Source organism: Bacillus sp. 005/A4HT-01/001 (genome assembly GCF_004634445.1).
Classification (GTDB): Bacteria; Bacillota; Bacilli; order Bacillales; family Bacillaceae; genus Bacillus; species Bacillus altitudinis.
Map to the genome: position 1 here is coordinate 550,319 of NZ_SEIZ01000001.1, position 23,445 is coordinate 573,763.

Here is a 23,445-nt window from a genome sequence, read left to right on the forward strand (position 1 = left end):
TGTAAGCGTTATCAAAATAAGTATACTGGCAGATCCTTGCCTTTTTTCAGGCAAACTTCTTCACTTTTTTATGAAATTCTTCATTTTTTTACGACCTGTTTTCGATATTCCTTCGGTGAACAGCCAATCATTTTTTTAAACACACGACTGACGTAATTTGGATCAGTATATCCAGCTTGATAGGTGATTTCTTTTAAACTAAGCGAACTCTCTTTCAGTAGCTTCTTCATTTTATCCATCCTACAGGTCGTCACATATTCTTTAAACGTCAGACCTGTCTCATCCTTAAAGCGTTTGGTGAAATACGTCGGGCTTAAATCAACATAGGCGGCCGTTTGCTCCAGCGTAATATGTTCGCAAAAATGTGTTTGAATGTATCGTTTCGCCCGTTCTATATCATTCACCGTCTGGGTTCTTGCTTCATACAGATCAAATAAATGTTCACAGCATTGGCGGCATTCTGTTTCTGTTGTGATAGCTAGAATCGGCACATCTGCACGAAGTCGTGATTTGAGTAAAATGAGCAGCTCTTTCACATGAGAAATGGTTGCCCCTTCTAATTGGAAGGCATCATAGTAAGCAAGAGCATCATCTCTTCTCCCTTCTTCTAGTGCCAGCATCATGTCATCGGCAAGCTCAGGCAAGTTGATCAATACGTAAGATTGTCTATCTGTATAGTAAAAGCCATAACGAACCGCACCGTCATCTTTTTTTCGCTGATAATAGGAAAGCTTCGCTTCTGCCGCACTTTTCTGAAGTTGAAGTGGATTTGAGACAGGATGACCCATGCCAACAATGACAGGGGAATGCTGCGCGCTTGTCATGGCAGCGCGAATGGCTTGCAGTACATTCGCCTTTAGATGACCAGGTGATTGACGGCAGTAAATCAAGCATGTGAACAGCTCACCGCTCACTTTGATAGGCACTGCTTGAAAAAGAGCAGACTCCTGCAAATGATTCAGGAGTTGATCCCCGCCTGTCCGCTGAACAGCGATCACTAGACCTGCTTGAAAATCCTGAAACAGCCGCTCAAACGCTGTGGAGGAATAAGATTGACCGTTCACCACATGAGCTTCCAGCCATTTTGACTGCTGATTGACTTTCTCCGCCTGCCGCAGGGAGACCTCCTGCTGAATTTCTGCCGCAACAGAACGAATCGCTGTAATGGTTTCGTCTTTATCAGCTGGTTTGACAAGGTATTGTTTGACCCCTTCCTGCATGGCTTGCTTGGCATAATCAAACGTATCGTAGGCTGTCAGCATAATAAATTTAGTATGAGGACAGCTTACTTTGATCTGTTTGATCGCTGTGAGTCCATCCATGCCTGGCATCTGAATATCCATGAGCACAAGGTCAATTGACTTAGACTGCGCCAATTCCACCGCCTTTTTTCCATTCGCAGCTTCCCCTGCAATATGACAGTCTGGCAGCCATTCGGTCATGAACTTACGCATCGCCATTCGTTCAATTTTTTCATCATCCACAATCAGCACGTTCAGCATGCTCGTTCCTCCTTGATTGGTATTGTCAATTGAATGGTGGTCCCTTCGTTTGGCTTTGAATCAATTTGAAGGGCATCCTGCACTCCGTAAAACAAACGCAGCCTCGACATCACATTTCGAAGACCAATTCCTGTCGAGTGACCTTTACTATGTGTGTCTTGATGATCTTCTTCCTCTTGCGATAGCAATCTCTTTTTCTCTTGATCACTGATGCCAAGTCCATTATCCCGAATCCGAATCATGACAAAGCCATCATCTCGATCAATAGAGAGCTCTACAAGCCCCTCCTCCTCTTTTGGTTCTACCCCATGAATAAAGGCATTTTCGACAAGCGGCTGCAATGTGAGGCTCGGAATGTGAACAGATAGACACGACTCATCTATGGTCGTTTTGCATGTAATACGATCGGAAAATCTTGTTTCTTGTATATGAAAATATTCTTTTACCACTTTCACTTCTTGTTCTAACGTAACAGATGCGCTGAGAGGAGATAGAGAATACCGCATCAGCGTAGAAACGGATTGTATCAATCTCGATGTCGCATCAGCTGATTCTAAGTACGCCATACGTGAAACGATGTTTAATGTATTAAATAAAAAATGTGGATTCATTTGATTTTGCAGTGTTTTCAGCTTCATGTCTTTAATTTTCTGATCTAAAGCGGCCTTTTGCTTCATCTCTTCAATCATTACCTTCATCTCTCGCCGCATTCGCTCAAAGGCATGATTTAACACAGAGATTTCGTCCTTTGATGACACATGCAAATTCGGACCATCAAAATTTCCTTCTGATACTTCTTTGGCACTTCGTGATAGATGAACGATCGGTCTTGAAATTCCGCCCGCAATGATATAGGCCATCCATAAAGCGATACCTATCGATAATGTAAACAGACATAGAGTAAAAAGCGCATACGTTTGATGTCTTTTTTGAAGGGATTGGTAGAGTACTTGATACTCGGATAATTCATCATCCAAAAGAGTCATTGTCTGCTCTTGGATATAAGAGGACACGGTTCTTACTTCTTTCACACTTGCAGCATATTCTTTGATTTTCCCTTCTTTGACATGATTCATTGTCGCATCACTTTCGTTTATGAGCGTCCGCATCATATATCGATATTTTTCAATGGAGGGGATGGTGGCATGAAGCCCTGCATCTTTGAGTAATGTTTGATCATATGATGTCATTTTCTGTTTTGATTCAGCATACCCCTTGGCAAACGCCTGATCCTTTTCGATGGCAAAGGCGTTGACCTTTTCATACATCGTTTTTGCTTCTGTCGAAATATCATTCAGCAGGAGAAAGGAACGAAAGCTCTTGCTATATTCTGATGTGATTTTTGAACTGCTCCAATACACAAAAAAAGCGGCCACATTACCAAGGAGCACAAGAATTAAAAATGCCAATAATAATTTACTTCGTATTTTTCTCATGGCTGAACCCCCTGTGGTCTTTCCATTTGATGAAGGGGCAGGTCTCCTCGCCGAATCACACTCGTCCCTGTGTACTGAAGCGGTTCTTGTTTATCCCCTTGTTGCAAACGAACAAGAGATTCAACCGCTTGATAGCCCATTTCATAAGGGTGCTGTACAACCACTGCATCAATTTTCCCATCATCCAGCGCTTGAATCGTATCAGGCAGAGTATCAAATGCGAGCACATAAACATCTTTAGACGAATGATATTGCTCTGTTGCTTGAATAATGCCGACACCATCTAATGCACTTGTTCCATAAAATGCGGTGAGCTGCGTATGATCATTTAACAATTTATACGCAGCACCGGAAGCACCTGATTTCGTAATCGCCGACTCTTCTATTCCAGCAATATGAATGCGTTTCTCACCAGAAACGGCATCTCGAAACCCCTTCACGCGAAGCTTCTGGTGAATCGCATCAAGCCGTCCCGTCACAATGCCCACATACTGCTCGCCTTTTGTATCAGCGATGAGTGCCTGTCCGGCGATAAAACCGGAATAATAGTTATCTGTTCCGACATACACTTGACGCTTGCTCCCCTCTGCATCGGTATCGACTGTGACGACATCTATACCTTTCTCTCTTGCTTTTTGAAAGAGCGGTTTGTATCTCTTTGCATCAAGCCCTTGCGTCATAATGCCATCCACATGACCAGCAATTGCCATATCAATGGTTTTCAGGTGATCATCCAAATCAGCCTGCTTTGGACCTAGGTATTCAAGATACACCCGATGAACTTCCGCCGCATCAGCAGCTCCCTTTTGCACCAATTGCCAATATTCATTATCAAGTTCCTCTGGTACAAGAACAAAGTGATATTGATAAGTTGATACCGCCTCATCGGAAGCGCTTTCAATTTTAACTAAATCTTGACCTAATATAGATAAAAAAAGAACAGATACGACACAAAATGTGAGAAATGCGCCCATTCCGAACAACTTCGACCATTTCATTCACATTCTCCTCCTTCCATTGTTGCCGCATAAAAAAAGAGCTGCTTATAAAAGCATACTCTCTCGACCTCTATAATTCCTTTGTCATAAATAAACTGTTCGGATCTTCTTGGTATGAACCAAAAGGCGGACAATATTGAAATCCAAAACTTTCATATAATTTTCTTGCCGGTTCAAAGAAAGCAATCGCACCTGTTTCAAGGCTGACTCTTTTATACCCCCGCCGCTTCGCCTCTTGGAGAAGGTGGGTCAACAGATGCTTCGCCACCCCTTTTCGCATATGGGCTGCTGCCGTCCTCATCGATTTGAGTTCACCATGTTCACTTGATAGCTCCTTGATGGCTCCGCAGCCAAGAAGCACCTCGCCATCCCTTGCACTCCATACTGTGACATCTTGTTTTTTCAGATCGTCTAACGGAAGGGCATGAATGCTTTCTGGCGGTGAATGTTTTTTCATCTCTTCTAAATGAGCTTGAATCAATTGTTCAATTTGACCATCTTTTAGTTCATCTTGTTGAATGTACATATCGACCTCTCCTTTATGCTCATTTTACGTGAAAAGATGCGTCTTCTGAGCTTTTTTGTCAGATAAACGAACAAACAACCAGCAGTCATCCGCCGGTTGTTTATGTGAACTACATGATGGTGGAAGAAAGAACAGCTTGTAATTCTTCTGCTGTACTGCTTTCAAGCTGGCTGCCGACACCTACTGCCACGGCTCCTGCTTCAAGCCACTTTGGCACATCGACTGGATGAATGCCTCCTGTTGGGATGAACTCAATCTCTGGAAACGGACCTTGCAAATTTTTCATATAGGACAAACCGAAGGAGCCGCTCGGAAAAAGCTTTAACACGCTGTATCCATTTGCTTTTGCCTGCATAATTTCACTCGGGGTCAAAACACCTGGAACGTAAAGTGTATCGTGAAAAGATAGGTGCTCTCCGATGACAGGAAGATATCCCGGGCTGACGATAAATTGAGAGCCGGCTTCAATGGCTGATTGTGCCTGCTCAAGCGTTGTAATCGTTCCGGCTCCGACAATCAAGTCGTGGTCATGCTGGTAAGATGCAATGATCCGCTCTGCATTAGGCGTGGTATATGTCACTTCGATGGCCCGCACCCCTTTTTTCTTTAAACGACCAATCATCTCTATCCCGTCTGCTTCACTAGCTGCTCTGACCACCGCAATGAGTTTACAAGCTGCGAGCTTCTCTTTAACGCTCATACTTGCTGACTTTCCCATACCTCTCATCTCCCTTCATATCGTGTCGCCTTTGATATCGTTTGGCTTCTTTTATAAATGCCTGAAGCTCTTTTCGAGTCGGCAGTCCCTCGTGATCTCCTGGGGACATGACTGCAAGTGCTCCAATGGCATTGCCTCTTGTCACCGATTTTTCATATGATAATCCGTCCAGTAGACCGCTCATCACTCCCACTGCAAATCCATCACCAGCTCCGACTGTATCCACGACATGAGACACATGGAAACCATCCACTACACCTTGGCCGGATGCACTTTTGAAATAGGCTCCTTCCGCTCCCAGTTTAATGACCACAAGCTTGACACCTTTTTGTAAATAAACATCCGCAATCGCTTCCGGCTCATGACATCCTGTGAGTCTTTGACCTTCTGCAAGCCCAGGGAAAAACCAATCTACTTGAGCAGCCATCTGATTCACCGTATGAATCATGTCTTCTTCCTCTTCCCATAGTTGAAGTCTCAGGTTCGGGTCAAAGGAAATGGTTTTTCCTGCTTCTTTCATTTCTTTAAGGGCATGAAAAGAAAACGCTCTCATTTCACTAGACACAGCAGGCGGGATTCCGGTCATATGAAGATGTCCTGCCTGCTGAAAATAAGTGGACGGGAAATCGCTTGCGTTCAATGTGCTCGCAGCAGAGCCTTTTCGGTAGTACGTCACATCAGGGTCTCCATCGATGACTTTTGATTTAAGCAATATCCCTGTTTTGGCTCCATCATTTGAACGGAGTACTGCCTCAGTATCGACCCCTTCTTTTTGAAGCTCTTCTAAAATAAATGTACCAAGTGAGTCCGCCCCGACCTTGCTCATCCAGCCTACGCTAAAGCCTAATCTTGCCAAACCGACCGCAACATTACTCTCTGCACCAGCAAGTGCTTTTTGAAACGTATGCACTTGGTGAAGCTCGCCAATTTCTTTTGCATAAAACATCGCCATTGATTCCCCAAATGTGATCACATCCAATGCTTTCACTCATTTCTCCCCTTTCTTGGTACCGGTTTCAAAACAGTTGAAAAAGAGAGAGCATGCACGTATGTATACTCTTCTCTGCCTAACGTTTATAAAGATTTTCTCACAATGATTTCTCCATCAAGTTGAATGGTCTGGGGTGCACTCTTATCCCCTTCAAGACGCGTCTTGATTTTTTGCATCGCCGCTTTCCCCATCTCATGAGATGGCTGCGCCACCGTAGTGATGCCTGGCCCGATCAGCTTATACCATTCTGTATCATCAAATCCGGCAATGCCTATCTCCTCAGGAATCTTCACCCCAAGATCGACGAGTTCACTGATGAGCTTCAGCATGAGTAATCCATTGCCTGCTAAAATCGCTTTTTTCTGATGGTTTGATTGTAAAAAACGACAAATCTCATCTCGCATTTGTTCCTTTTGCTTCAAATTGATTTCTGCAATCATAGGTTTCTTATGTTGACTCATGGCCGTCTGTTCATAGGCTTCTTTTCGTTCTTCACGTGGACTAATCCCATCGACCGGCTCAGTAAAGAAAGCGATATGTTCGTAGCCTTTTTCATACATTTGGTGAAGTAGACGAGCCGTGATGTCACGGTTATTCGTTGTGACGGTATCGACCTTGAGTTCAGGTAACTTACGGTCAACAAGAACAATCGGTACATCGTTTTGCTTAAAGTCTTGCAAAATGTCATTGTTTTGACCGGTCGTATTAATGATCAGCCCTTCAATATAATGCGCATTCAGCTTCAGAAGCATTTCTCGTTCTTTTTCTGGACGATTATCTGTGTTGCACACCATGATGCTGTATCCATATTCATCACAAATCTCTTCCACACCACGAAGTGTCGCAACAGAGAATGGATTCGTAATATCAGCCACAATAAAACCAATGACCTTGCTCTTTCTTACTTTCAATCCTTGGGCAAGCTGACTCGGACGGTAATGGAGCTCCTCAATGGCTTTTTTAATCTTTTTTACCTTTTCAGGAGAAATTTCATTTGTTCTGCCATTGATGTATCTGGATACCGTTGATTTTGAGACACCTGCATATGCTGCAACTTCGTTAATGGTGACTTTCGTTTGCTTTTTCTCTTTCATACAAAAAACTCCCAAGATCGATCTTCTCATTTGTTTCGAAACCGATTTCAAATAAACTTAAAAAAAGCATACCACAAGTTGAACTGTATCAGAAGATTTTTTTCATGAACATGAAGAAAAAAAGCTTTTATACAATTAAAGAAAGCGATTTCAAATTAACGGTTGACGCCGCTCTCTTTTTCCTCTAGAATTTTCCTTGAAACCGATACCAAATAAAACAATCATATGTTTCAGATGGAAAGGGAGGCTTATCTCAAATGGAAAATCGTTATGCTGTACATCCTGAGCAGGTCAAGCGTTTTACAACAGAGGAACTTCGTCGTCATTTTCATATTCCGACACTCTTTGTCAGTGGTGAATTGAAGCTATATTATTCGCATGAGGACCGTGTGGTGATTGGCGGTGTTATGCCGACATCAGAACCGATCAAGCTAGATGCCGGCGACTTTTTACGTACAGAATATTTCCTTGAAAGACGGGAAATTGGCATTGTGAATGTCGGCGGCCAAGGTACGGTTACAGTCGATGGTGAGTCATTTGTGCTGGAGCATAAAGATTTCTTATATATTGGACTTGGACACGAACATGTACAGTTTGCTAGTTCATCAGATGAGCAGGCCAAATTTTATCTTGTGTCAGCCACAGCTCATAGAGCGTATCCGACACAAAAGGCAGCGATTGCTGAATTAACACCGAATCATTTAGGGGAAGCATCCGCCTCAAACGTACGGAATCTGTATCAGGTCATTCATGCAGACGGCATCCAAAGCTGCCAGCTTATGATGGGCATCACTCAGCTTGAAACCAATAACACATGGAACACGATGCCTGCTCATATACATGACCGGCGGATGGAAGTGTACTTATATCTTGATATAGAGGAAGACGCACGTGTCTTTCATTTTATGGGGGAGCCATCTGAAACGAGACATCTCGTTGTAGCAAATGAAGAAGCCGTCATCTCACCTGCCTGGTCCATTCATTCAGGCTCAGGTACCGCAAATTATTCATTTATTTGGGCAATGGCGGGAGAAAACTATACGTTTAAAGATATGGACTTTGTCCCGATGGACCAGCTGAGGTAATGAGATGACGACGACATCATATGTAGCGTCCCTCTTTTCCCTCGAAGGCAAAACAGCTCTTGTCACAGGTCCTGGAACTGGTATTGGGCAAGGTATTGCCGTAGCGCTTGCCCGTTCAGGTGCAGATATCATCGGCACCTACCACCATACGCCGCTTGATGAAACAAAAGAACTTGTCGAACAGACCGGCAGATCATTTCATGCGATTCAAGTAGACTTTGCAGATCCTAAGTCCGCAAAGCGGGATGTTGATGCCCTTTTAAAACAGCATTCAATTGATATTTTGATCAATAATGCTGGGACCATTAAAAGAGAAGAGGCTGCTCAATATTCAGAGGAAAACTGGCATACTGTCATGGATGTGAATATCAACAGTCTCTTTTTCCTCACGCAAAAGGTCGGACAGCAGATGCTGAAAAAAGGGCAAGGGAAAATTGTCAATATCGCTTCCCTTCTATCATTTCAAGGCGGTGTCTTTGTTCCCGCTTATACAGCAAGTAAGCATGCTGTCGCAGGTTTGACGAAAGCTTTTGCAAATGAATGGGCAAGTCAGCATATTCAGGTCAATGCGATCGCGCCTGGTTATATTGCAACCAATAACACGCAAGCCATTCGTGACGATGCGAACCGGAATGAAGAGATTCTGAAACGAATCCCCGCTGGACGCTGGGGACGGCCTGAAGATCTAGCAGGTGCCGCCGTCTTTCTCAGCTCCCCTGCCTCTGATTATATGAACGGTCATATTTTAGCCGTAGATGGCGGCTGGCTGGCGAGATAAACATGTGAAGAGAATTCCTATTTTAGGGGATTCTCTTTTTTCTATTTGCATAATTCTTCTCCTTCCGAGTCACTCTATAAAAAAAGACATGAGGGTGAGGTATTATGAAAAGTCGTATTGAACAAGATATAGAGTCCGTCATTCAGCGTGTCAAAAGCTTTGCCGGCAAAAGTGATGATATCGTGTTCCACTCTTTTTCATTTGGCCCTTCCGCTGTCTCTGCATGTCTCGTGTACGTTGAAGGACTCACAGAATTTGAGATGCTTTCCAAACAAATTATTTCACCTATGCAAAAGGAACTGACCATCACTGAGGTCGACCACACCACACTTTCTCTCCTTTCTAAAACGTTCTTTGGTATTCAAAATGATGTGCTGGAAGATATGAACCTTGCCATCGAGCAGTTATACAGCGGCAGGGCTATTTTATTTGTGGATAGGGCCACTCAAGCGCTTGCGCTCCATACGAATCTTTTTCAATTTAGAGAAGTAGAGGAGCCGCAATCAGAAGTCCTTGTTAGAGGACCAAGGATTGGATTTATTGAAAATCTTGAAAAAAACACGGCATTGCTTCGTGAAAGAGCAAACGATCCGAACCTTGTCATTCAAAAGGTAAACATAGGAACTCGCAACAAGAAATCTGCTGCTCTTGTGTATGTTCGTGATATCGCAGACCCCAAACTAGTAGATGATGTCTTCTCTCGTATGAAGCAAATCAAAATGGATGATATTCCTGAGAGCGGCTACATAGAACAGCTGATTGAAGACAGTCATATCTCTATTTTCCCGCAGATTCAAAATACAGAACGTCCTGATCGGGTGATTGCCTCTGTGTTAGAAGGAAAGGTGTCTATTTTGCTCGATGGGACGCCGTTTGCCCTCATTATGCCGATGACTCTCACTGCCTTGATGCAATCACCGGAGGATTATTATCAAAGATGGACAAGTGCGACTCTTTTGCGTTTGCTCCGTTATATTGCCGTGCTTTTGACGATCTTTTTACCGGGACTCTATATCGCCCTTGTTTCCTATCATCCTGGTTTATTACCAACACGAATGGCACTTACCATCGCAGGCAGCCGGCAAAATGTGCCCTTTCCTCCTGTAGTGGAAGCCATTTTGATGTCGTTTACGATTGAACTGCTGCGGGAAGCTGGACTTCGTCTTCCTAGGGCGATCGGGCAGACGATTGGACTGATTGGCGGCGTCATTATTGGACAGGCGGCTGTCCAAGCCAATATCGTCAGTGCCTTAATGGTCATTATTGTGTCTCTGACGGCACTAGCCGATTTCACTGCTCCATCATATGATTTCAGCTTCCCCTTACGCATTCTGCGGTTTATGGCGATCTTCAGTTCAGCCATGTTTGGATTATACGGCCTCATCATGTGTTATTTATTTGTACTTTGTCACTTGATGCAGCTAAAGACCTTTGGTTTTGACTATTTCACACCTGTTTTGTCTTCACCGTTTTCAGATTTAAAAGATACGTACGTTCGTTTACCAATAGGGCTATTTAAATCAAGACCGAAAACAGCCAAGACAAAAAATCTCAAAAGACAAGGAGAGTAAACGATGTACAGAGCTGAGAAGCTATCATTGTTACAAGTCACCATTCTGTGCAGTTCTACAATGATAGGCGCTGGAATTTTAACCATTCCTCGCAGTTCTGCCAATTCAGGATTCCCTGATGGCTGGATCATTGTATTAATACAGGGAGTCATCTTTGCTTTCGTTGCTTTTTTGCTAGGTTGGATTGCGGAGAAGAATGCACCGGATACCATTTTTGAATCGAATACAAAAGGAGCCGGTGCCTTCTTTGGCACGATCTTTAACCTAATGCTGATCGGTTATTTACTAGCCATTGTTGGCTTTGAGGCGCGTGTACTGGGGGAAGTGGTTCAATTTTTCCTGCTGCAATCGACCCCGATGACCGTGATTGTGATGATTTTTTTACTGGTGGCCACCTATCATTTAAAAAGCGGAATTTTTCCGGTAGTGAAAATGGTGACATATATTTATCCGATGACCATGATCATTTACATTGGGCTCATGCTGTTTAGTTTGAAAATATTTGATTTTGATTATTTACGCCCGGTAATGGCTCACGGGTTTAAAGATTTTAGTAATTTGTTCTCTCAAACATTTATTCAATTTACAGGCTTTGAAGTCATTTTGTTTGTCGTACCGCTTATCTATAAAGACAAATGGTCAAAAGCGAAATGGGCCGCAGCGATCGGTGTAGGGATCACCACACTTATTTACTCCCTCACGCTCTTTATTGTGATTGGTTCCATGACGGTTGGAGAAACGAAATCACTCACCTGGCCCACTGTCTCACTCATTCAAGCGCTAGAACTAGAAGGGGTCTTCATTGAACGCTTTGATATTTTCTTACTGACGATCTGGACGTGCCAGCAGTTTATTTGTATGCTTGGCTTTTTCCAATTTGCTATTAAAGGCTGTCAAACGGTTTTTAAGACAACCAATTTAACGAGACTGCTATGGTTGCTGTTTTTGCTGACCTCAGCTCTCTCTCTTTTTCCGAGAAATATCAATGAAGTCTTTTACTACTCGACTTTACTCGGCTATGCATTATTCGCTGTGTTAGCGATTCCTTTTTTAACAGCTGTTCTGCTCATGATACGTAAAAAATGGGGAGGTCGATCTGCATGAAAGGACGGCGTTTATGGCTCACCTTTCTGTCTTGCTGTCTTTTGATTTTATCGACAGGCTGCTGGGACTTAAAGGATATTGAGAAATTATCGTTTGTACGCGGTGTTGGCATTGACGAGGAAGATGATAACGGAGTCAAACTCACCTATCAAAACCTTGTCCCTAAAATGGGCGGTACACAAGAAGCAGATTCCCCTGGCTATGTGAATGTCGTCTCAAAGGGGAAAAATGTACTGGAAGCAGTCAGCAATGTCGCTTTGAAGGACCCGCCGATTTACAGTGATCACCTCAAAATCTTTTTGTTTGGCAAAAATCAAGCCGAGCATCATGATATTCAAGGAACACTCAACCACTTTATACGAGATGATGAGGTTCGAAGAAGCAGCTACCTCTTAGTGTCACGCCATGAGGCATCAAAAGTCATCAATCAAAAATTAAAATCACAACAAAGGGTTCCAGTCGAGCATATTTTTGAAACATCAAAAAACCGGAGCTTTAACGGGAAGATTTTACTGCCAACACGTATTGGCCGAGCGTCGGATTACTTTCAGATGGGTACAAGCTTTCTTGTCCAGAGTGTGGATGTCGTAAACGGAGAACTCACCTATGATGGTGCAGGCATTATCCATGGAAAAACACGAAAGCTGATAGGGTTCATTCCAGCAAAAGATGTCCAATCTTTAAACTGGGTCATGAATCGCATCTCAGGCGGAGTCGTACCCGCCACCTACAAAGGCTTTCCGATTACGTATGAAATCAAGAAAGCAAAGTCAAAGATTGAACCCTATCTGAAGAACGGAAAGATTTCCTTTAACATTAGTGTACAAACAAACGGGAAACTATCAGAAGATCAATATCCCCCTGAAAACTCATACGATGAGCAATACATCAAACGATTTGAGCGCATTTTTGAACGCAAAATCAAAGAGCGCATTCAAAAAGCTGTCCACCACATGCAAAAAGAAGTTGGCGTTGACCCGATCCTTTTAAATCGGCAGGTGCGCATCAAGTATCCAGACTTTTGGGATCAGCACCGCAATGAATGGGATACACTATTTCAAGAAGTAGACATTGCATATGACGTCAAAGTGAGCATTTTGAACTTTGGTGCAGAAGGCGCAACGAAAAGCTTTAAATGGTAGCACAAAAGGCGGTCATCCGCCTTAGATGGTTGACAAAGGGCTAAAATGAACTTTGTTTTAGCCCTTTGTCTTCTTTTCAGCGTGATAGAAAACCTTTGCAGTCTAGGAAGGACGAGTACCGGAGCGGAGCGAATGAAGGATTCGCGAGCACCGGCGCGCAGGACTGACAAAGAATGCGAGGGTTTGCCTACACGCTGAGGCGGATTACCCGGAGGGGGAACCGCCTTTTTTACGTGCAACGATCAAAAGCTGATAGAGCGTCACTTGATCAGATAATGCTTTTGTTTGAAAGCCAAGTGACTCTCCTACTCTCGCCACTTCGTCAAAAAACAATTGAACGTTTTGATCAATTGGCACATTGATCGGCTGTTCAATCACGCGATGAAACAAATGGTCTGGAAAGAGCGCCCGCATTGTGTTTGGTGTGAAAAATCTCATATGTGTTCGATCTAAAATCCCCACATCTTGATACGTAAAATCACCTGCCATTAAAGGCAGCAGTACTTCCGCATGCATCATATTAGGTAAGCAGCAAATGATCACGCCACCTGGTTTTAAAGACGCATGCGCTTGAGCTATCAACTGCCATGGGTCTGACACATGCTCTAACACATCAGAAAAGATCACAGCATCAAAAAAAGCTTCTTTCTCTGACCAAGGATACGCCTCCGCTTTTGTCTCAATCACTTCTTTGTAATACGCCTTTGCCATCTCTGCTTTTAATGCATCCGCCTCTACTCCGTACATGTCAACGGACTGCCGGTTGATCAGTTCAAGTCCTGTCGCCCCAGCACCACAGCCAACATCCAGCACACATCCGGCATCCTCAGGGAGCAGTGTTGCAAAATATGGATGGGGCGTTATCAGATTTAAATCAATGCCCCATTTATCTAAAAAACGAAGCCTGTTTTCCGCAAACAACGTAGAGATGTTCGTTTCTTCATTGGCATTGAAGGTAGCATGACCGTGATGATGCACAAAAGAATCATGGACGATTTGCAGCTGGTATCCCTTCAGCAACGAACGCAGACAAAGGTCATCATCCTCAAATGATCCATATACAAATCGCTCATCAAATAACCCTACATCCTCGATCAGCTCTCTTTTGACCAGCAGACAAAAACCAACAAGTCTATGCACATATGTTCTTTGACCTTTTTTCGAAGCCGTATATGCCTTCGCAAAGGCAGGAAGCTCCTTCACATCTGTGTAAGATGGCTGAACGAGCTGAGGACCACTCACATAATTGGAGACAGGGCCTACCATGCCAATACGATCTGATGCAAAAAGGGCTTCTCTTAAAGGCAAAAGCCAGTTTTCGGTCACAATCGTGTCGTTATTTAAAAAAAGAATACTATCTCCTGTTGCCTTTTTCGCCCCTTGGTTACAGCCCTTGGCAAAACCTTGATTCTTCTCGTTGTCAATCAACACGACATCTTCCAGTTGTCTCACATATTCCTTTGTTCCGTCTGATGAAGCATTATCCACGATAATGAGTTCATATTCATCACGCCGAGTATGCTCCTTGATACTGTCGATACATTTTTTCGTTAGGTGCAGTTCATTGTACGTCAGCATCACAATGCTCGTTTTTCCTTTCATCTCATTTCCACCTTTCGCCCGCCTGTTCCATATGTATGTCATAGGCAGCACGTTCAGAAGATGAGTGATTGTCCTTTCTTGATTAAACGTTTGTTTAACAAAGGAAGACCAGCTGCCTCATGCAGCTGGTCTTTTTTCATACCGTTTCCCCTTCGTCATTCACGACGGCACGGTTTCTCTTTTTTAAATCTTCTTCAATCTCTTCAAGACTTTTTCCTTTCGTTTCTGTGACTAAATATTTCACAAATAAGAAGGCACCTATGCCGATGGCTGCATAAATAAGGAAAAGGTTACTGATGCCAATTGCACTTAACAAGGTTGGGAATGTGAGCGAGATGATCAAATTCCCTGTATGCAGTAGGAAGGTCGATACCCCCGTACCGATTCCCCGGACATGTACTGGGAACAGCTCCGGCAGCATCACCCATACGACCGGGCCCCAGCTGACAGCAAAAATGACGATGAAAAGTCCTAAACATATAATTGTCGTCCACCCTGCAGCTGTTGATCCCTCGAAAAAACGATTGACCACTGCTAGAACAATCAAACTAAGAACCATCCCTACATTTCCAAATAGGAGTAACGCTTTCCGCCCGACACGATCAATGATTTTAATCGCAACAAACGTCATGACAACATTGACTGCACCAATTCCTACAGTTCCTAAAATGGCTGCTGAATCGCCAAAGCCGACACTTGTAAATGTTTTTGGTGCATAATAAATGATCGTATTTGTCCCAATAAACTGCTGTAAAAAGGCTAAACCGACACCAGCAATTAAAGCGGGGCGCACCCATGGTTCGAGTAATTCCTTAAGACCGCCTTTTTCTTCACTTTCTGCTTTTTGAATATCCGCAATTTCGTCTTCAACTTCTTGCTTACTTTGTCTAAGTTTGGACAATATTTCTTTCGCCCGGTCCGCCTGTCCTTGGACAAACAGCCAGCGAGGACTTTCTGGCATAAACAAAATACCACATAACAAGAGAACAGAAGGAACAACGGCAATTCCAAGCATCAGACGCCATGCCTCTGCATCTGCTAAAACGTAGTTCACAATATAGGCAAGAAGAATACCAAATGTGATCATGAGTTGGTTTAATGAGGAAAGTGCCCCTCTTGATTCCTTTGGCGCAAGTTCAGATAAATATAATGGAACAATCGTCGTCGAGCATCCGACAGCAAGTCCTAGCACGATTCGGAATAAGACCATGACCTCCGTATTCGGTGCAAGGGCTGTTCCAAATCCGCCGATAATAAATAAAATGGCTGCGGCAATAATCGCTTTTTTCCGTCCGAATTGATCTGTCAGTTTTCCAGAAAGAGAAGACCCGAGCATCGCCCCAATTAAAATCGAGCTGACCACAAGTCCCTCTGTAAATGCATTTAAACCTAAATCCTCTTTCATAAATAAGATAGCGCCAGAAATGACACCTGTATCGTAACCATATAAGGCGCCGCCAAGTGCGCCGAAGAAATAAAGCCACCCATTCCGATTTTTCATGATCATAACCCCTCTTTTATCTATGTAATGACTGGATGTTTCTCTATGAAAAATCATTTTCCTCACTTCCTGTCATTTCAAACATTTCGATGTTTTATGACAAATATATTTCATTTGCGTATCATTGAAACTTTTTTAGATAAGGAAACGTCAATTAAGCGTTAGTGAAAAAAATGTCGCACTATATCCCGTTTTAAGGTATATTTGTTTTAGTTTGTAAGCAGGAAGAAGGACATCTTTACTATAAAATCATAGCGAGGGTTTAAATATATGGATCAAACAAGAAGTAAACGCAAAGGCAAAAAGCGTTTAAAACCATGGGTGAAAGTCACTCTTTTTATTTTTGGTATTCTTTTACTGACAACCGCTTCTGTCACCGGCTATGCCTACTATAAAGTGACAACAGCTGCTAAAAAAGCACAAGTCTCTCTAGACCGCGGTGCACAATCTGTCAAACGGATTGAAGCATTTGATCCTGGGAAAGACAGCTTTTCTGTCTTGCTACTTGGCATTGACAGCAGACCAGGCGAAACCGTCAAACAAGCACGAAGCGATGCAATGGTATTAGCGACAGTAAATCGTACGAATAAAACCGTGAAATTATTAAGTATTCCAAGGGACTCATATGTTAATATTCCAGGTCATGGTTATGACAAAATCACACATGCACACGCATTTGGTGATGCAGACCTCACGGTGAGTACAGTTGAGAATTTACTAGATATCCCTGTCGACTTTGTGATTGAAAGTAATTTCAAAGCGTTTAAGGAAATTGTGAACGAATTAAACGGTGTTTCCGTTAACATTAAAGATGAATATGTTGTGAAACAGATTCTCAAAGATACAAAGGGCAAAGTTCAGCTGCAAACGGGCACTCACACACTAGATGGTAATCAAGCTCTCGCTTATGTGAGAACAAGAAAAGCAGACAGTGATCTCATGCGTGGACAGCGTCAAATGGAAGTATTAAAAGCCATTTTCGATAAATCAAAATCAGTAACATCTATTCCGTCTTATGACAATATCATAGATACTCTAGGCGATAACGTCTCAACTAACCTGTCAATGAAAGAACTAGTCGGTCTTTTCCCACTACTCACTTCATTGAAATCTGTTGATACGATTCAACTAAAAGGATCTGATTACCAGCCAAATGGCGTTTATTATTACCAATTGGATCAAAACCAACTGAACGAAGTCAAAACGGAATTGAAGAAACAGCTTGAATTATCATAAACACAGAAAGCGTCCTTTTGGGCGCTTTTTATGTGTTGAAAAAGGTGTTTGCCCTTTTTCTTCTTTTCAGCGTGATAGAAAACCTTTGCAGTCTAGGAAGAACGAGCACCGGAGCAGAGCGAATTTGATATTCGTGAGCACCGGAGCGCAGGACTGACAAAGAATGCGAGGGTTTGTCTACACGCTAAAAGCGTCCTTTTGGGCGCTTTTTCTTATATCCTTGATCAATTGACCATTTTTGTTTAGCCTTAAAGAGAGGAATCCACGATCCGACTCTTTCATGAGAATGAAGGAAATCGTACATACTTTGAAGAGGCTATTGCATGAATGAAGGAGGATATAACAGCAATGAAAAAAATGATTGCGATTGATTTAGACGGTACACTCTTAAATACGAAAAGTGAAATATCCGCTCAAAACCGGCAGGCATTGATTCGTGCGAAGGAAGCTGGATATATTGTGACCATTTGTACAGGGCGCGCGACTTTTGATGTAAAAGAGCTTCTCGAGGATTTGGATATTCCCATCATTGCGGCAAACGGAGGAACTGTCCATACAGAAGGGTACAAGCTCTTCAGCAGAATCACCCTTGATCAAGAAGCTGGTAGACGTGCTGCAAAGGAATTAGTGGAACGGAACATTTATTTCGAGGTGTATACAGACGATGCCCTCCTTTCCCCATTTGATGGAAAAGATAAGCTCAAAGCTGAATTTGATATGATCAAAAGCGCCAATCCTAACGAGGATGTAGCTGATTTATGGGAAGGGGCGATGACTCAATTTAAACAGTTTGGCATCAAACCTGTCGATGACATCCGTCAAATTTTTGAGTCGAATGAACCAACTTATAAATTACTATGCTTCTCATTTGATATGAATAAGCTGCAAGAAGCACGAGATCTTCTTTCTAAGATGCCTGAGCTCTCCTTGACCTCATCTGGAGAACATATCATTGAGGTACTGCCAAAAGAGTCAGGCAAAGGACATGCCCTCAAGAAACTTGCAGCCCATTATGGCGTTGACCGATCCAATATTTATGCGATCGGTGACAGCCCTAATGATCTATCCATGTTCGATGAAGCAGGACACAGGATAGCGATGGGGAATGCGGTGGATGTCATTAAAGAAAAAAGCACCTATATCACAAAAGGCAACCATGAAGATGGCGTCGCCTATTTTATTGATCTGCTTTTGCAGAATCAATTTCAAGAAAAAAAGACGCTTGTCTGATCAGCGCCTAGTGAGAAGTCGAGAAGTCCGATCTGAGCATTGATCGGGCTTTTTCTTTATTTTTTGATTCTAACAGCCGTCTCATATTTATCCTTCCAATACGTACTTGTTTTCATATTGGTAATGACAACGCCATTTGAAACCGTCACATGAATGACTTGATTTGAACCAGCATAAATGGCTGGCATCAACGAAGTCCCTTTAAAAAAGACAAGATCTCCTGGCTTTAGTTCCGATCGTTTCACAGGTGTACCTGCTTTAACTTGTCCCGGCGCATAGCGAGGCATCTCCATTCCAAGCACTTCTTGATAGATATACTGCGTGAATCCTGCTGTATCAAAGCCTTGCTTTGGGCTCGCACCACCTTTTACATAGGGTACTTCTCCAATATACGTGGCAGCTTTTGATACGACTGGGTCTTCTTTCGCTAGTTTCAGCTCAGTTAATCGTTTCGCACCTGTCCATTTCTCACGCCAATACGATTCAGACAAATAAGAAATCGTCACACTTTCCGAACGGCTCGCATGAATAAAGCGGTCTCCTCCGATGTACATGCCTACATGTGAAATTCCTTTTTTATACGTGTTGCTAAAAAAAACAAAGTCTCCAGGGCGAATATCGTCTCGTGCTACTTTCTCTCCAACCATCCATTGCTGCTCAGCACTTCTTGGTAAATAAATCCCAAGTGATTTTTCAAATAAATATTGTAAAAAACCTGAACAATCGAAGCCTACTTTTGGATCTGATGCCCCGAATACATAAGGGATTCCTAAATATTTCATCGCATCTTTCACCAGTTGATCATCCGACATCTCTTGGGAGACAGGCAGCCGTTTGACCGCATAGAACCGATCGGTCCAATATTTACTTTTGCTGACATCTGTTTTCACCACCCCTTGACTGAGTGTGATGTGGATCACTTGATCATTTCCAGCGTACAAAGCAACATGTGTCGGGATGTCTTTTGTTTCTTCAAGACTGCGAAAATAGACAAGGTCTCCAGGCTTCGCTTTTTCCCATGATACGTTTTCACCGATTTGGTATTGATCAATCACCTTTCGCGGCAAATCAAATGCACCGGTTGTTTTATATACATATTGTATAAAGCCAGACGCATCAAAGCCCGTTTTCGGATCGATTCCTCCTTTATGATAAGGCGTACCTATCAGCGTTTCCGCTTGTTTTAAAGGAGATGTTGTTTGAGCAGACACCTCTGTTTGAGACATAAACATGAGTCCTACAATGGCACATCCTCCAAGCAGTATTCCTTTCCATTTCATCCTCTCTTCCTCCTTTCTTTTATAGTTTCGACATGACCCCTTTCATTTTACACCTTTTTCCGTCAAAAAAGAGCACGCCTCGCGTGCTCTTTTCATCATCATTTCTTTATTTACTCGCTTCCGCTTTTGACTGCTTTTGCTGTTCAATTTTCTGCATTTCAACCGAGATCTTTTGTTTCTCATGATCGGTGAGGCTGTCACTAAATTTAAAAGCAGACATAAAGACAAAGACTAAAATTAACGCAACAAACGGCCAGCTTGCTTTAAGGAATTTCATTTTTTATCCTTCCCCTCGTTTTCTTTTAATGTTTGAACTTTATCAGAATGATCGACTTCAAAGAAAATATGTCCGTCTTTTTCTTTCCAATCCGCATTCGTGCCATTTGTCAGCATACGGATAATCGATTTTGATTCAAGAGATCCTGCTTTGACTGGAGCAGGTGTCGCTTCTTTGATGTACATTGGAACCACTTCAAATGTCGCTTTTCCATCTTCATTCAGATGATACTGAACAATGGCAGAATCACGTGTTCTTGACCAGCCTTGGTCAAAAATAAAGTTCCCCAAGCTATAGAAAATCGCTGTTCCGTTATAGACTTCCATCGGCTCAAGAACGTGCGGGTGTGCACCGATAATGATATCAGCACCAGCCTTTGACATCGCTCTTGCCAGCTCTCTTTGTCTGTCGTTTACTTCATTGTTATATTCCTGTCCCCAGTGCGCATGAACAACAACGATATCTGCCTTTTCAGCAGCTTGTGAAATCATCGGAATAAAGATAGATGGATCAGCTGGCAGAATACCTGCCTTGCGATTTGTTGCTTTAAAATCTTTTCCATATACATCTGTAAAACCAAGGGTAGCGATTTTAACGCCATTCACTTCTTTGTATGAAATGTTCTGCTTCGCATCTTTGACGTTGCGCCCTGCCCCTGTATAATCCATGTCAGCTTTTTCAAAGGCATCAATCGTGTTATTTAAGCCTTTTTCACCGTAGTCTGCTGCATGGTTATTCGCAAAGTTTAGTACAGAGAAATTCAAATCCTTTAACGCTTGTACAGAATCTTCATCTGTTTTCAAATGAATATTCTTTTGTGCTGCCTGTTCCTTATCTGAAGCCACTGGATGCTCAAAATTCCCAGTTACATAATCTGATACATCAAAATACGGCTTCGCATAGCGGAACAGGTGCTGCTTTCCATAGCGGTCTGTTACTTTCTCTACATTTCTTCCAAACATAATATCTCCGACAAACGAAGCGGTCAGGATGTTTTCTGGATTCTTTTCTACAGTTGGTACTTGTGCTTTCCCGATAAATGTAAATAGAAATGTACAAGCAATGACAATCGGTAAAGCAATCAGTACGTGTTTATTCGTCTTTTTCTTTTGGTTCTTTGTGATTTTCAGCAGCTTTTCCTGAAAGCTCAATTTTTTATTCATCATTGGACACACCTTATCTTAAAATAGATAGTAAACATACATGATGGCAAATGTTGCACCACTTAGAAGTAATGTGCTTCCAAGGGTAATCGTAAGACCTTGCTTTTGAATCGTATTCGCAATCAATCCAGGCACGATGATTCCGATTCCGCGGAATTCTGCTATTTCAAACGGAACTACTGGATAGAAGAAATCAAATATGAGCTTTAAGGCAATCCCTGTAATCAGCATCGCCGCAAACTTTCTACGTCCGTACAAAATCATAAATTTCGATAGTCCAAAACGAACGATCACATATGTCAGCAAGCTGACAGATAAAACAACTAAAATGAAGACTGGCTGGTTAAAGACGAGTGCCAGATAACCTGGAACAACCAACCCAGCTGGTACGATTCCTGTTTTTTCTGCAAAAATTAAACTGAGTAGAACACCTAAAATTAACGAGATATAAAGATCTGATCCGAACATTTTCTATATTTCCTCCTAGCTGACAAGCTGCTTAATTTTGTATTCTTGAATTTTTTCGATTAAAGGTTCAGCGGCGCCGTGAATATTGCCGACTCCATAAACCACTCGATTATGAAGCTTTTTCTCAAGCATGTTCATAATTTGTTCTGTAGATTGATATTCAAGGTTGTGTAAGTGGTCAGCCGGAATTTTTCCATCCTCAAATGCCTTCACAATTGGATCTGTCGTTTCACCAATTAAGACAAGATCACTTGCTTCAATATAAGGAAGTACATCCTCCGCAAACTGGATCGTTCGATCTACACGATCCGCACGACAGTTCATGATAATAATCGGTTCATCTGTTGGATACCCAATTTCCTTCACACGCTTCCAAATGTTCAATGTAGATGCTGCGTCATTAGCCGCAAATCCATTTACAAAATGTCCAGGTGTTTTTGCATCCATTAATGGAAGAATTCTCATCGCTCCTGGATCAGGCGGCGCATTTAACATGCCTCTAAATGCCGTATCTTCATCAATTCCCAATGCTTGTGCGACACCAAGTGCAAGTGAAGCATTATCCGGGAACACCATATACTCAAATTTCCGTAAATACTCATCGGTAATCTTGGAATTATCTGCAACAATCACTTCAGTATTGCGTTTTTTCGCAATCTCTTTAAAGAAATCTGTATATTCACTATCCGTAATAACCAAGTGCCCATTGTAAGGAATTGTCGCTGTAAAGGCTTCAGCTATTTCATCAAGAGTTGGCCCCATCACATCCATATGATCTTCAAGAACGTTTACGATCACGCCAATATTCGCTTGAAGCAGCTCTTCCTGAAAGATAATTTGGTAATCTGGATTCACCGCCATACATTCACTGACGATGGCATTTGCTCCTCTTTCAACGGTTTCTCTCATAACTTCTTTCTGCTCTCCGATATTTGGTCCTTGCGGTTTCCTTTTAATCGGTTTCTCTTCTGGCGTATCCCAATAAATCATTCTTGCATCCGTTCCTGTTGTTTTGCCGACAGTTTTATAACCTGCCTCCATTAAGATACCGGTTGTCAATCTTGTAACGGTAGACTTTCCGCGTATACCATTAATATTGACGCGTACCGGCAGGGCATCGATATTTTTCTGATGACGCTTCTTTTCAATAAAGCCAATCCCTAACATGATGACACAGGCTATAACGATTAACCACATCGCTTATCTACATCTCCTTTTTTTATGAGTGTGATATGTAAATTCAATCAACAGTATATAGGTTCAGCATAAAATCACAATCGGTATTATGTAACATAATCTTTCACTTCCTCGTATGCCAAATTCCTCTAATCAGAAGGCGTATTTGCCTATCTCACGCTCAAATGAAAAGGCCAAAAGACGGACAAAATGACGACTGAATTTCTGCTCAGAATAAGAGAAAGCGTTACCATCAAACAGTGAAAAATCTTTTGTCCTTTTCTCCCTAAATTTTTCGACAATTATTAAGATGTATTTTGAATCAATGTTTTAAAGCCCTTTCATCTCTACGAAATCAGTCATATCAGCGCTTTAAATGAATAGTGTGTGTTTTAGAATATTTTATATTTTTAAATGAACAGGTTAGAAAGTCATCCTCATCGGTCAGAACGCTATGTGTTGACCTATGACAAAGGTCACCTGTCAAAAAATCAAGTCATCTGCTTATTTTCAGGTCACAAAAAATTGGGATAAGATGTCAAAGATTAATCATTTTGTTATAGCCTC

General features: G+C 42.4%; 21 protein-coding genes. 7 read left to right on the plus strand and 14 right to left on the minus strand.

Annotation, left to right across the window (positions count from 1 at the left end; genetic code table 11):
- Nucleotides 1-80 precede the first annotated feature (80 nt).
- The 7 genes from ES896_RS02950 to ES896_RS02980 all read right to left on the minus strand — a co-directional run bounded on the left by ES896_RS02950 (nt 81) and on the right by ES896_RS02980 (nt 7,265).
- A complete protein-coding gene (locus tag ES896_RS02950) occupies nt 81-1,502 on the minus strand; it encodes a response regulator transcription factor (RefSeq protein ID WP_135226386.1) in 1,422 nt (473 codons plus the stop codon).
- On the minus strand, nt 1,496-2,938 hold the full coding sequence (locus tag ES896_RS02955; RefSeq protein WP_135226387.1) for a sensor histidine kinase: 1,443 nt from the start codon (nt 2,936-2,938) through the stop codon (nt 1,496-1,498). Before ES896_RS02955 ends, ES896_RS02950 begins: the two co-directional genes overlap by 7 nt.
- Nucleotides 2,935-3,936 (minus strand): sugar-binding protein, encoded by a 1,002-nt coding sequence (locus tag ES896_RS02960; RefSeq protein WP_135226388.1) that lies wholly within the window; start codon nt 3,934-3,936, stop codon nt 2,935-2,937. The genes ES896_RS02955 and ES896_RS02960 overlap by 4 nt, the downstream gene beginning before the upstream one ends.
- Nucleotides 3,937-4,006: 70 nt before the next feature.
- Nucleotides 4,007-4,462: a GNAT family N-acetyltransferase gene (locus ES896_RS02965; protein WP_025208094.1), complete on the minus strand. Its 456-nt coding sequence runs from the start codon at nt 4,460-4,462 to the stop codon at nt 4,007-4,009.
- 109 nt (nt 4,463-4,571) lie between these two features.
- Nucleotides 4,572-5,180: a bifunctional 4-hydroxy-2-oxoglutarate aldolase/2-dehydro-3-deoxy-phosphogluconate aldolase gene (locus tag ES896_RS02970; protein WP_025208095.1), complete on the minus strand. Its 609-nt coding sequence runs from the start codon at nt 5,178-5,180 to the stop codon at nt 4,572-4,574.
- Nucleotides 5,152-6,168, minus strand: coding sequence for a sugar kinase (locus ES896_RS02975; protein WP_080995750.1), 1,017 nt, complete (start codon nt 6,166-6,168; stop codon nt 5,152-5,154). Before ES896_RS02975 ends, ES896_RS02970 begins: the two co-directional genes overlap by 29 nt.
- An 86-nt stretch (nt 6,169-6,254) precedes the next feature.
- Nucleotides 6,255-7,265 (minus strand): LacI family DNA-binding transcriptional regulator, encoded by a 1,011-nt coding sequence (locus tag ES896_RS02980; protein ID WP_135226389.1) that lies wholly within the window; start codon nt 7,263-7,265, stop codon nt 6,255-6,257.
- 257 nt (nt 7,266-7,522) lie between these two features.
- On the opposite strand from ES896_RS02980, the gene kduI reads away from it, so the two are divergent.
- From kduI to ES896_RS03005, 5 genes are all read left to right on the plus strand, one after another.
- Complete coding sequence (gene kduI, locus ES896_RS02985) at nt 7,523-8,350, plus strand: 5-dehydro-4-deoxy-D-glucuronate isomerase (protein ID WP_135226390.1); 828 nt, start codon at nt 7,523-7,525, stop codon at nt 8,348-8,350.
- Nucleotides 8,351-8,354: 4 nt separating this feature from the next.
- Entirely contained in the window at nt 8,355-9,128 is a 774-nt protein-coding gene (gene kduD, locus ES896_RS02990) for a 2-dehydro-3-deoxy-D-gluconate 5-dehydrogenase KduD (RefSeq protein ID WP_058213531.1), read from the plus strand.
- A gap of 104 nt (nt 9,129-9,232) precedes the next feature.
- The gene (locus ES896_RS02995) at nt 9,233-10,699 is read left to right on the plus strand and encodes a spore germination protein (protein ID WP_024719277.1); all 1,467 of its coding nucleotides are present in this window, start codon (nt 9,233-9,235) and stop codon (nt 10,697-10,699) included.
- Nucleotides 10,700-10,702: 3 nt separating this feature from the next.
- Nucleotides 10,703-11,803: a GerAB/ArcD/ProY family transporter gene (locus tag ES896_RS03000; RefSeq protein WP_024719278.1), complete on the plus strand. Its 1,101-nt coding sequence runs from the start codon at nt 10,703-10,705 to the stop codon at nt 11,801-11,803.
- Nucleotides 11,800-12,945, plus strand: a complete 1,146-nt coding sequence (locus ES896_RS03005; RefSeq protein ID WP_135226391.1) for a Ger(x)C family spore germination protein — start codon at nt 11,800-11,802, stop codon at nt 12,943-12,945. Before ES896_RS03000 ends, ES896_RS03005 begins: the two co-directional genes overlap by 4 nt.
- Before the next feature lie 204 nt (nt 12,946-13,149).
- On the opposite strand, the gene ES896_RS03015 is transcribed toward ES896_RS03005, so the two are convergent.
- Together ES896_RS03015 and ES896_RS03020 are read right to left on the minus strand one after the other, a co-directional pair.
- Complete coding sequence (locus ES896_RS03015) at nt 13,150-14,547, minus strand: bifunctional glycosyltransferase family 2 protein/class I SAM-dependent methyltransferase (protein WP_135226392.1); 1,398 nt, start codon at nt 14,545-14,547, stop codon at nt 13,150-13,152.
- A gap of 136 nt (nt 14,548-14,683) precedes the next feature.
- Nucleotides 14,684-16,048, minus strand: coding sequence for a sugar porter family MFS transporter (locus ES896_RS03020; protein ID WP_089374136.1), 1,365 nt, complete (start codon nt 16,046-16,048; stop codon nt 14,684-14,686).
- A gap of 270 nt (nt 16,049-16,318) precedes the next feature.
- Here ES896_RS03020 and ES896_RS03025 point away from each other — a divergent pair, with 270 nt between their 5' ends.
- Nucleotides 16,319-17,284 carry an LCP family protein gene (locus tag ES896_RS03025; RefSeq protein ID WP_035389731.1) on the plus strand — a complete coding sequence of 322 codons (966 nt, stop codon included), beginning with the start codon at nt 16,319-16,321 and terminating at the stop codon, nt 17,282-17,284.
- A gap of 348 nt (nt 17,285-17,632) precedes the next feature.
- Nucleotides 17,633-18,514, plus strand: a complete 882-nt coding sequence (locus ES896_RS03030; protein WP_181362752.1) for a Cof-type HAD-IIB family hydrolase — start codon at nt 17,633-17,635, stop codon at nt 18,512-18,514.
- A 56-nt stretch (nt 18,515-18,570) separates the two neighbouring features.
- Here ES896_RS03030 and ES896_RS03035 read toward each other — a convergent pair whose 3' ends face one another.
- From ES896_RS03035 to pgsB, 5 genes are all read right to left on the minus strand, one after another.
- Nucleotides 18,571-19,794 (minus strand): C40 family peptidase, encoded by a 1,224-nt coding sequence (locus ES896_RS03035; protein ID WP_035389736.1) that lies wholly within the window; start codon nt 19,792-19,794, stop codon nt 18,571-18,573.
- A gap of 106 nt (nt 19,795-19,900) precedes the next feature.
- Entirely contained in the window at nt 19,901-20,071 is a 171-nt protein-coding gene (gene edmS / locus ES896_RS20030) for an extrachromosomal elements maintenance protein EdmS (RefSeq protein ID WP_008343253.1), read from the minus strand.
- On the minus strand, nt 20,068-21,234 hold the full coding sequence (locus ES896_RS03040) for a CapA family protein (RefSeq protein WP_024718710.1): 1,167 nt from the start codon (nt 21,232-21,234) through the stop codon (nt 20,068-20,070). The genes edmS and ES896_RS03040 overlap by 4 nt, the downstream gene beginning before the upstream one ends.
- A gap of 18 nt (nt 21,235-21,252) precedes the next feature.
- Nucleotides 21,253-21,702 carry a poly-gamma-glutamate biosynthesis protein PgsC gene (gene pgsC / locus ES896_RS03045; protein ID WP_007497520.1) on the minus strand — a complete coding sequence of 150 codons (450 nt, stop codon included), beginning with the start codon at nt 21,700-21,702 and terminating at the stop codon, nt 21,253-21,255.
- 15 nt (nt 21,703-21,717) lie between these two features.
- Nucleotides 21,718-22,899, minus strand: a complete 1,182-nt coding sequence (pgsB, locus tag ES896_RS03050; RefSeq protein ID WP_007497522.1) for a poly-gamma-glutamate synthase PgsB — start codon at nt 22,897-22,899, stop codon at nt 21,718-21,720.
- Nucleotides 22,900-23,445 lie beyond the last annotated feature (546 nt).

Bases quoted from the DNA above. Each gene is read 5' to 3' on its own strand.
- ES896_RS03005 (WP_135226391.1), top strand. From the start codon at position 11,800: ATGAAAGGACGGCGTTTATGGCTCACCTTTCTGTCTTGCTGTCTTTTG.
- kduI (WP_135226390.1), top strand. From the start codon at position 7,523: ATGGAAAATCGTTATGCTGTACATCCTGAGCAGGTCAAGCGTTTTACA.
- ES896_RS02995 (WP_024719277.1), top strand. From the start codon at position 9,233: ATGAAAAGTCGTATTGAACAAGATATAGAGTCCGTCATTCAGCGTGTC.
- ES896_RS02960 (WP_135226388.1), bottom strand. From the start codon at position 3,936: ATGAAATGGTCGAAGTTGTTCGGAATGGGCGCATTTCTCACATTTTGT.
- ES896_RS02980 (WP_135226389.1), bottom strand. From the start codon at position 7,265: ATGAAAGAGAAAAAGCAAACGAAAGTCACCATTAACGAAGTTGCAGCA.
- ES896_RS03015 (WP_135226392.1), bottom strand. From the start codon at position 14,547: ATGAAAGGAAAAACGAGCATTGTGATGCTGACGTACAATGAACTGCAC.
- ES896_RS03040 (WP_024718710.1), bottom strand. From the start codon at position 21,234: ATGAATAAAAAATTGAGCTTTCAGGAAAAGCTGCTGAAAATCACAAAG.
- edmS (WP_008343253.1), bottom strand. From the start codon at position 20,071: ATGAAATTCCTTAAAGCAAGCTGGCCGTTTGTTGCGTTAATTTTAGTC.
- ES896_RS03000 (WP_024719278.1), top strand. From the start codon at position 10,703: ATGTACAGAGCTGAGAAGCTATCATTGTTACAAGTCACCATTCTGTGC.
- ES896_RS03020 (WP_089374136.1), bottom strand. From the start codon at position 16,048: ATGAAAAATCGGAATGGGTGGCTTTATTTCTTCGGCGCACTTGGCGGC.
- ES896_RS02970 (WP_025208095.1), bottom strand. From the start codon at position 5,180: ATGGGAAAGTCAGCAAGTATGAGCGTTAAAGAGAAGCTCGCAGCTTGT.
- ES896_RS03025 (WP_035389731.1), top strand. From the start codon at position 16,319: ATGGATCAAACAAGAAGTAAACGCAAAGGCAAAAAGCGTTTAAAACCA.
- ES896_RS03030 (WP_181362752.1), top strand. From the start codon at position 17,633: ATGAAAAAAATGATTGCGATTGATTTAGACGGTACACTCTTAAATACG.
- pgsB (WP_007497522.1), bottom strand. From the start codon at position 22,899: ATGTGGTTAATCGTTATAGCCTGTGTCATCATGTTAGGGATTGGCTTT.
- ES896_RS03035 (WP_035389736.1), bottom strand. From the start codon at position 19,794: ATGAAATGGAAAGGAATACTGCTTGGAGGATGTGCCATTGTAGGACTC.
- ES896_RS02955 (WP_135226387.1), bottom strand. From the start codon at position 2,938: ATGAGAAAAATACGAAGTAAATTATTATTGGCATTTTTAATTCTTGTG.
- pgsC (WP_007497520.1), bottom strand. From the start codon at position 21,702: ATGTTCGGATCAGATCTTTATATCTCGTTAATTTTAGGTGTTCTACTC.
- ES896_RS02965 (WP_025208094.1), bottom strand. From the start codon at position 4,462: ATGTACATTCAACAAGATGAACTAAAAGATGGTCAAATTGAACAATTG.
- ES896_RS02950 (WP_135226386.1), bottom strand. From the start codon at position 1,502: ATGCTGAACGTGCTGATTGTGGATGATGAAAAAATTGAACGAATGGCG.
- kduD (WP_058213531.1), top strand. From the start codon at position 8,355: ATGACGACGACATCATATGTAGCGTCCCTCTTTTCCCTCGAAGGCAAA.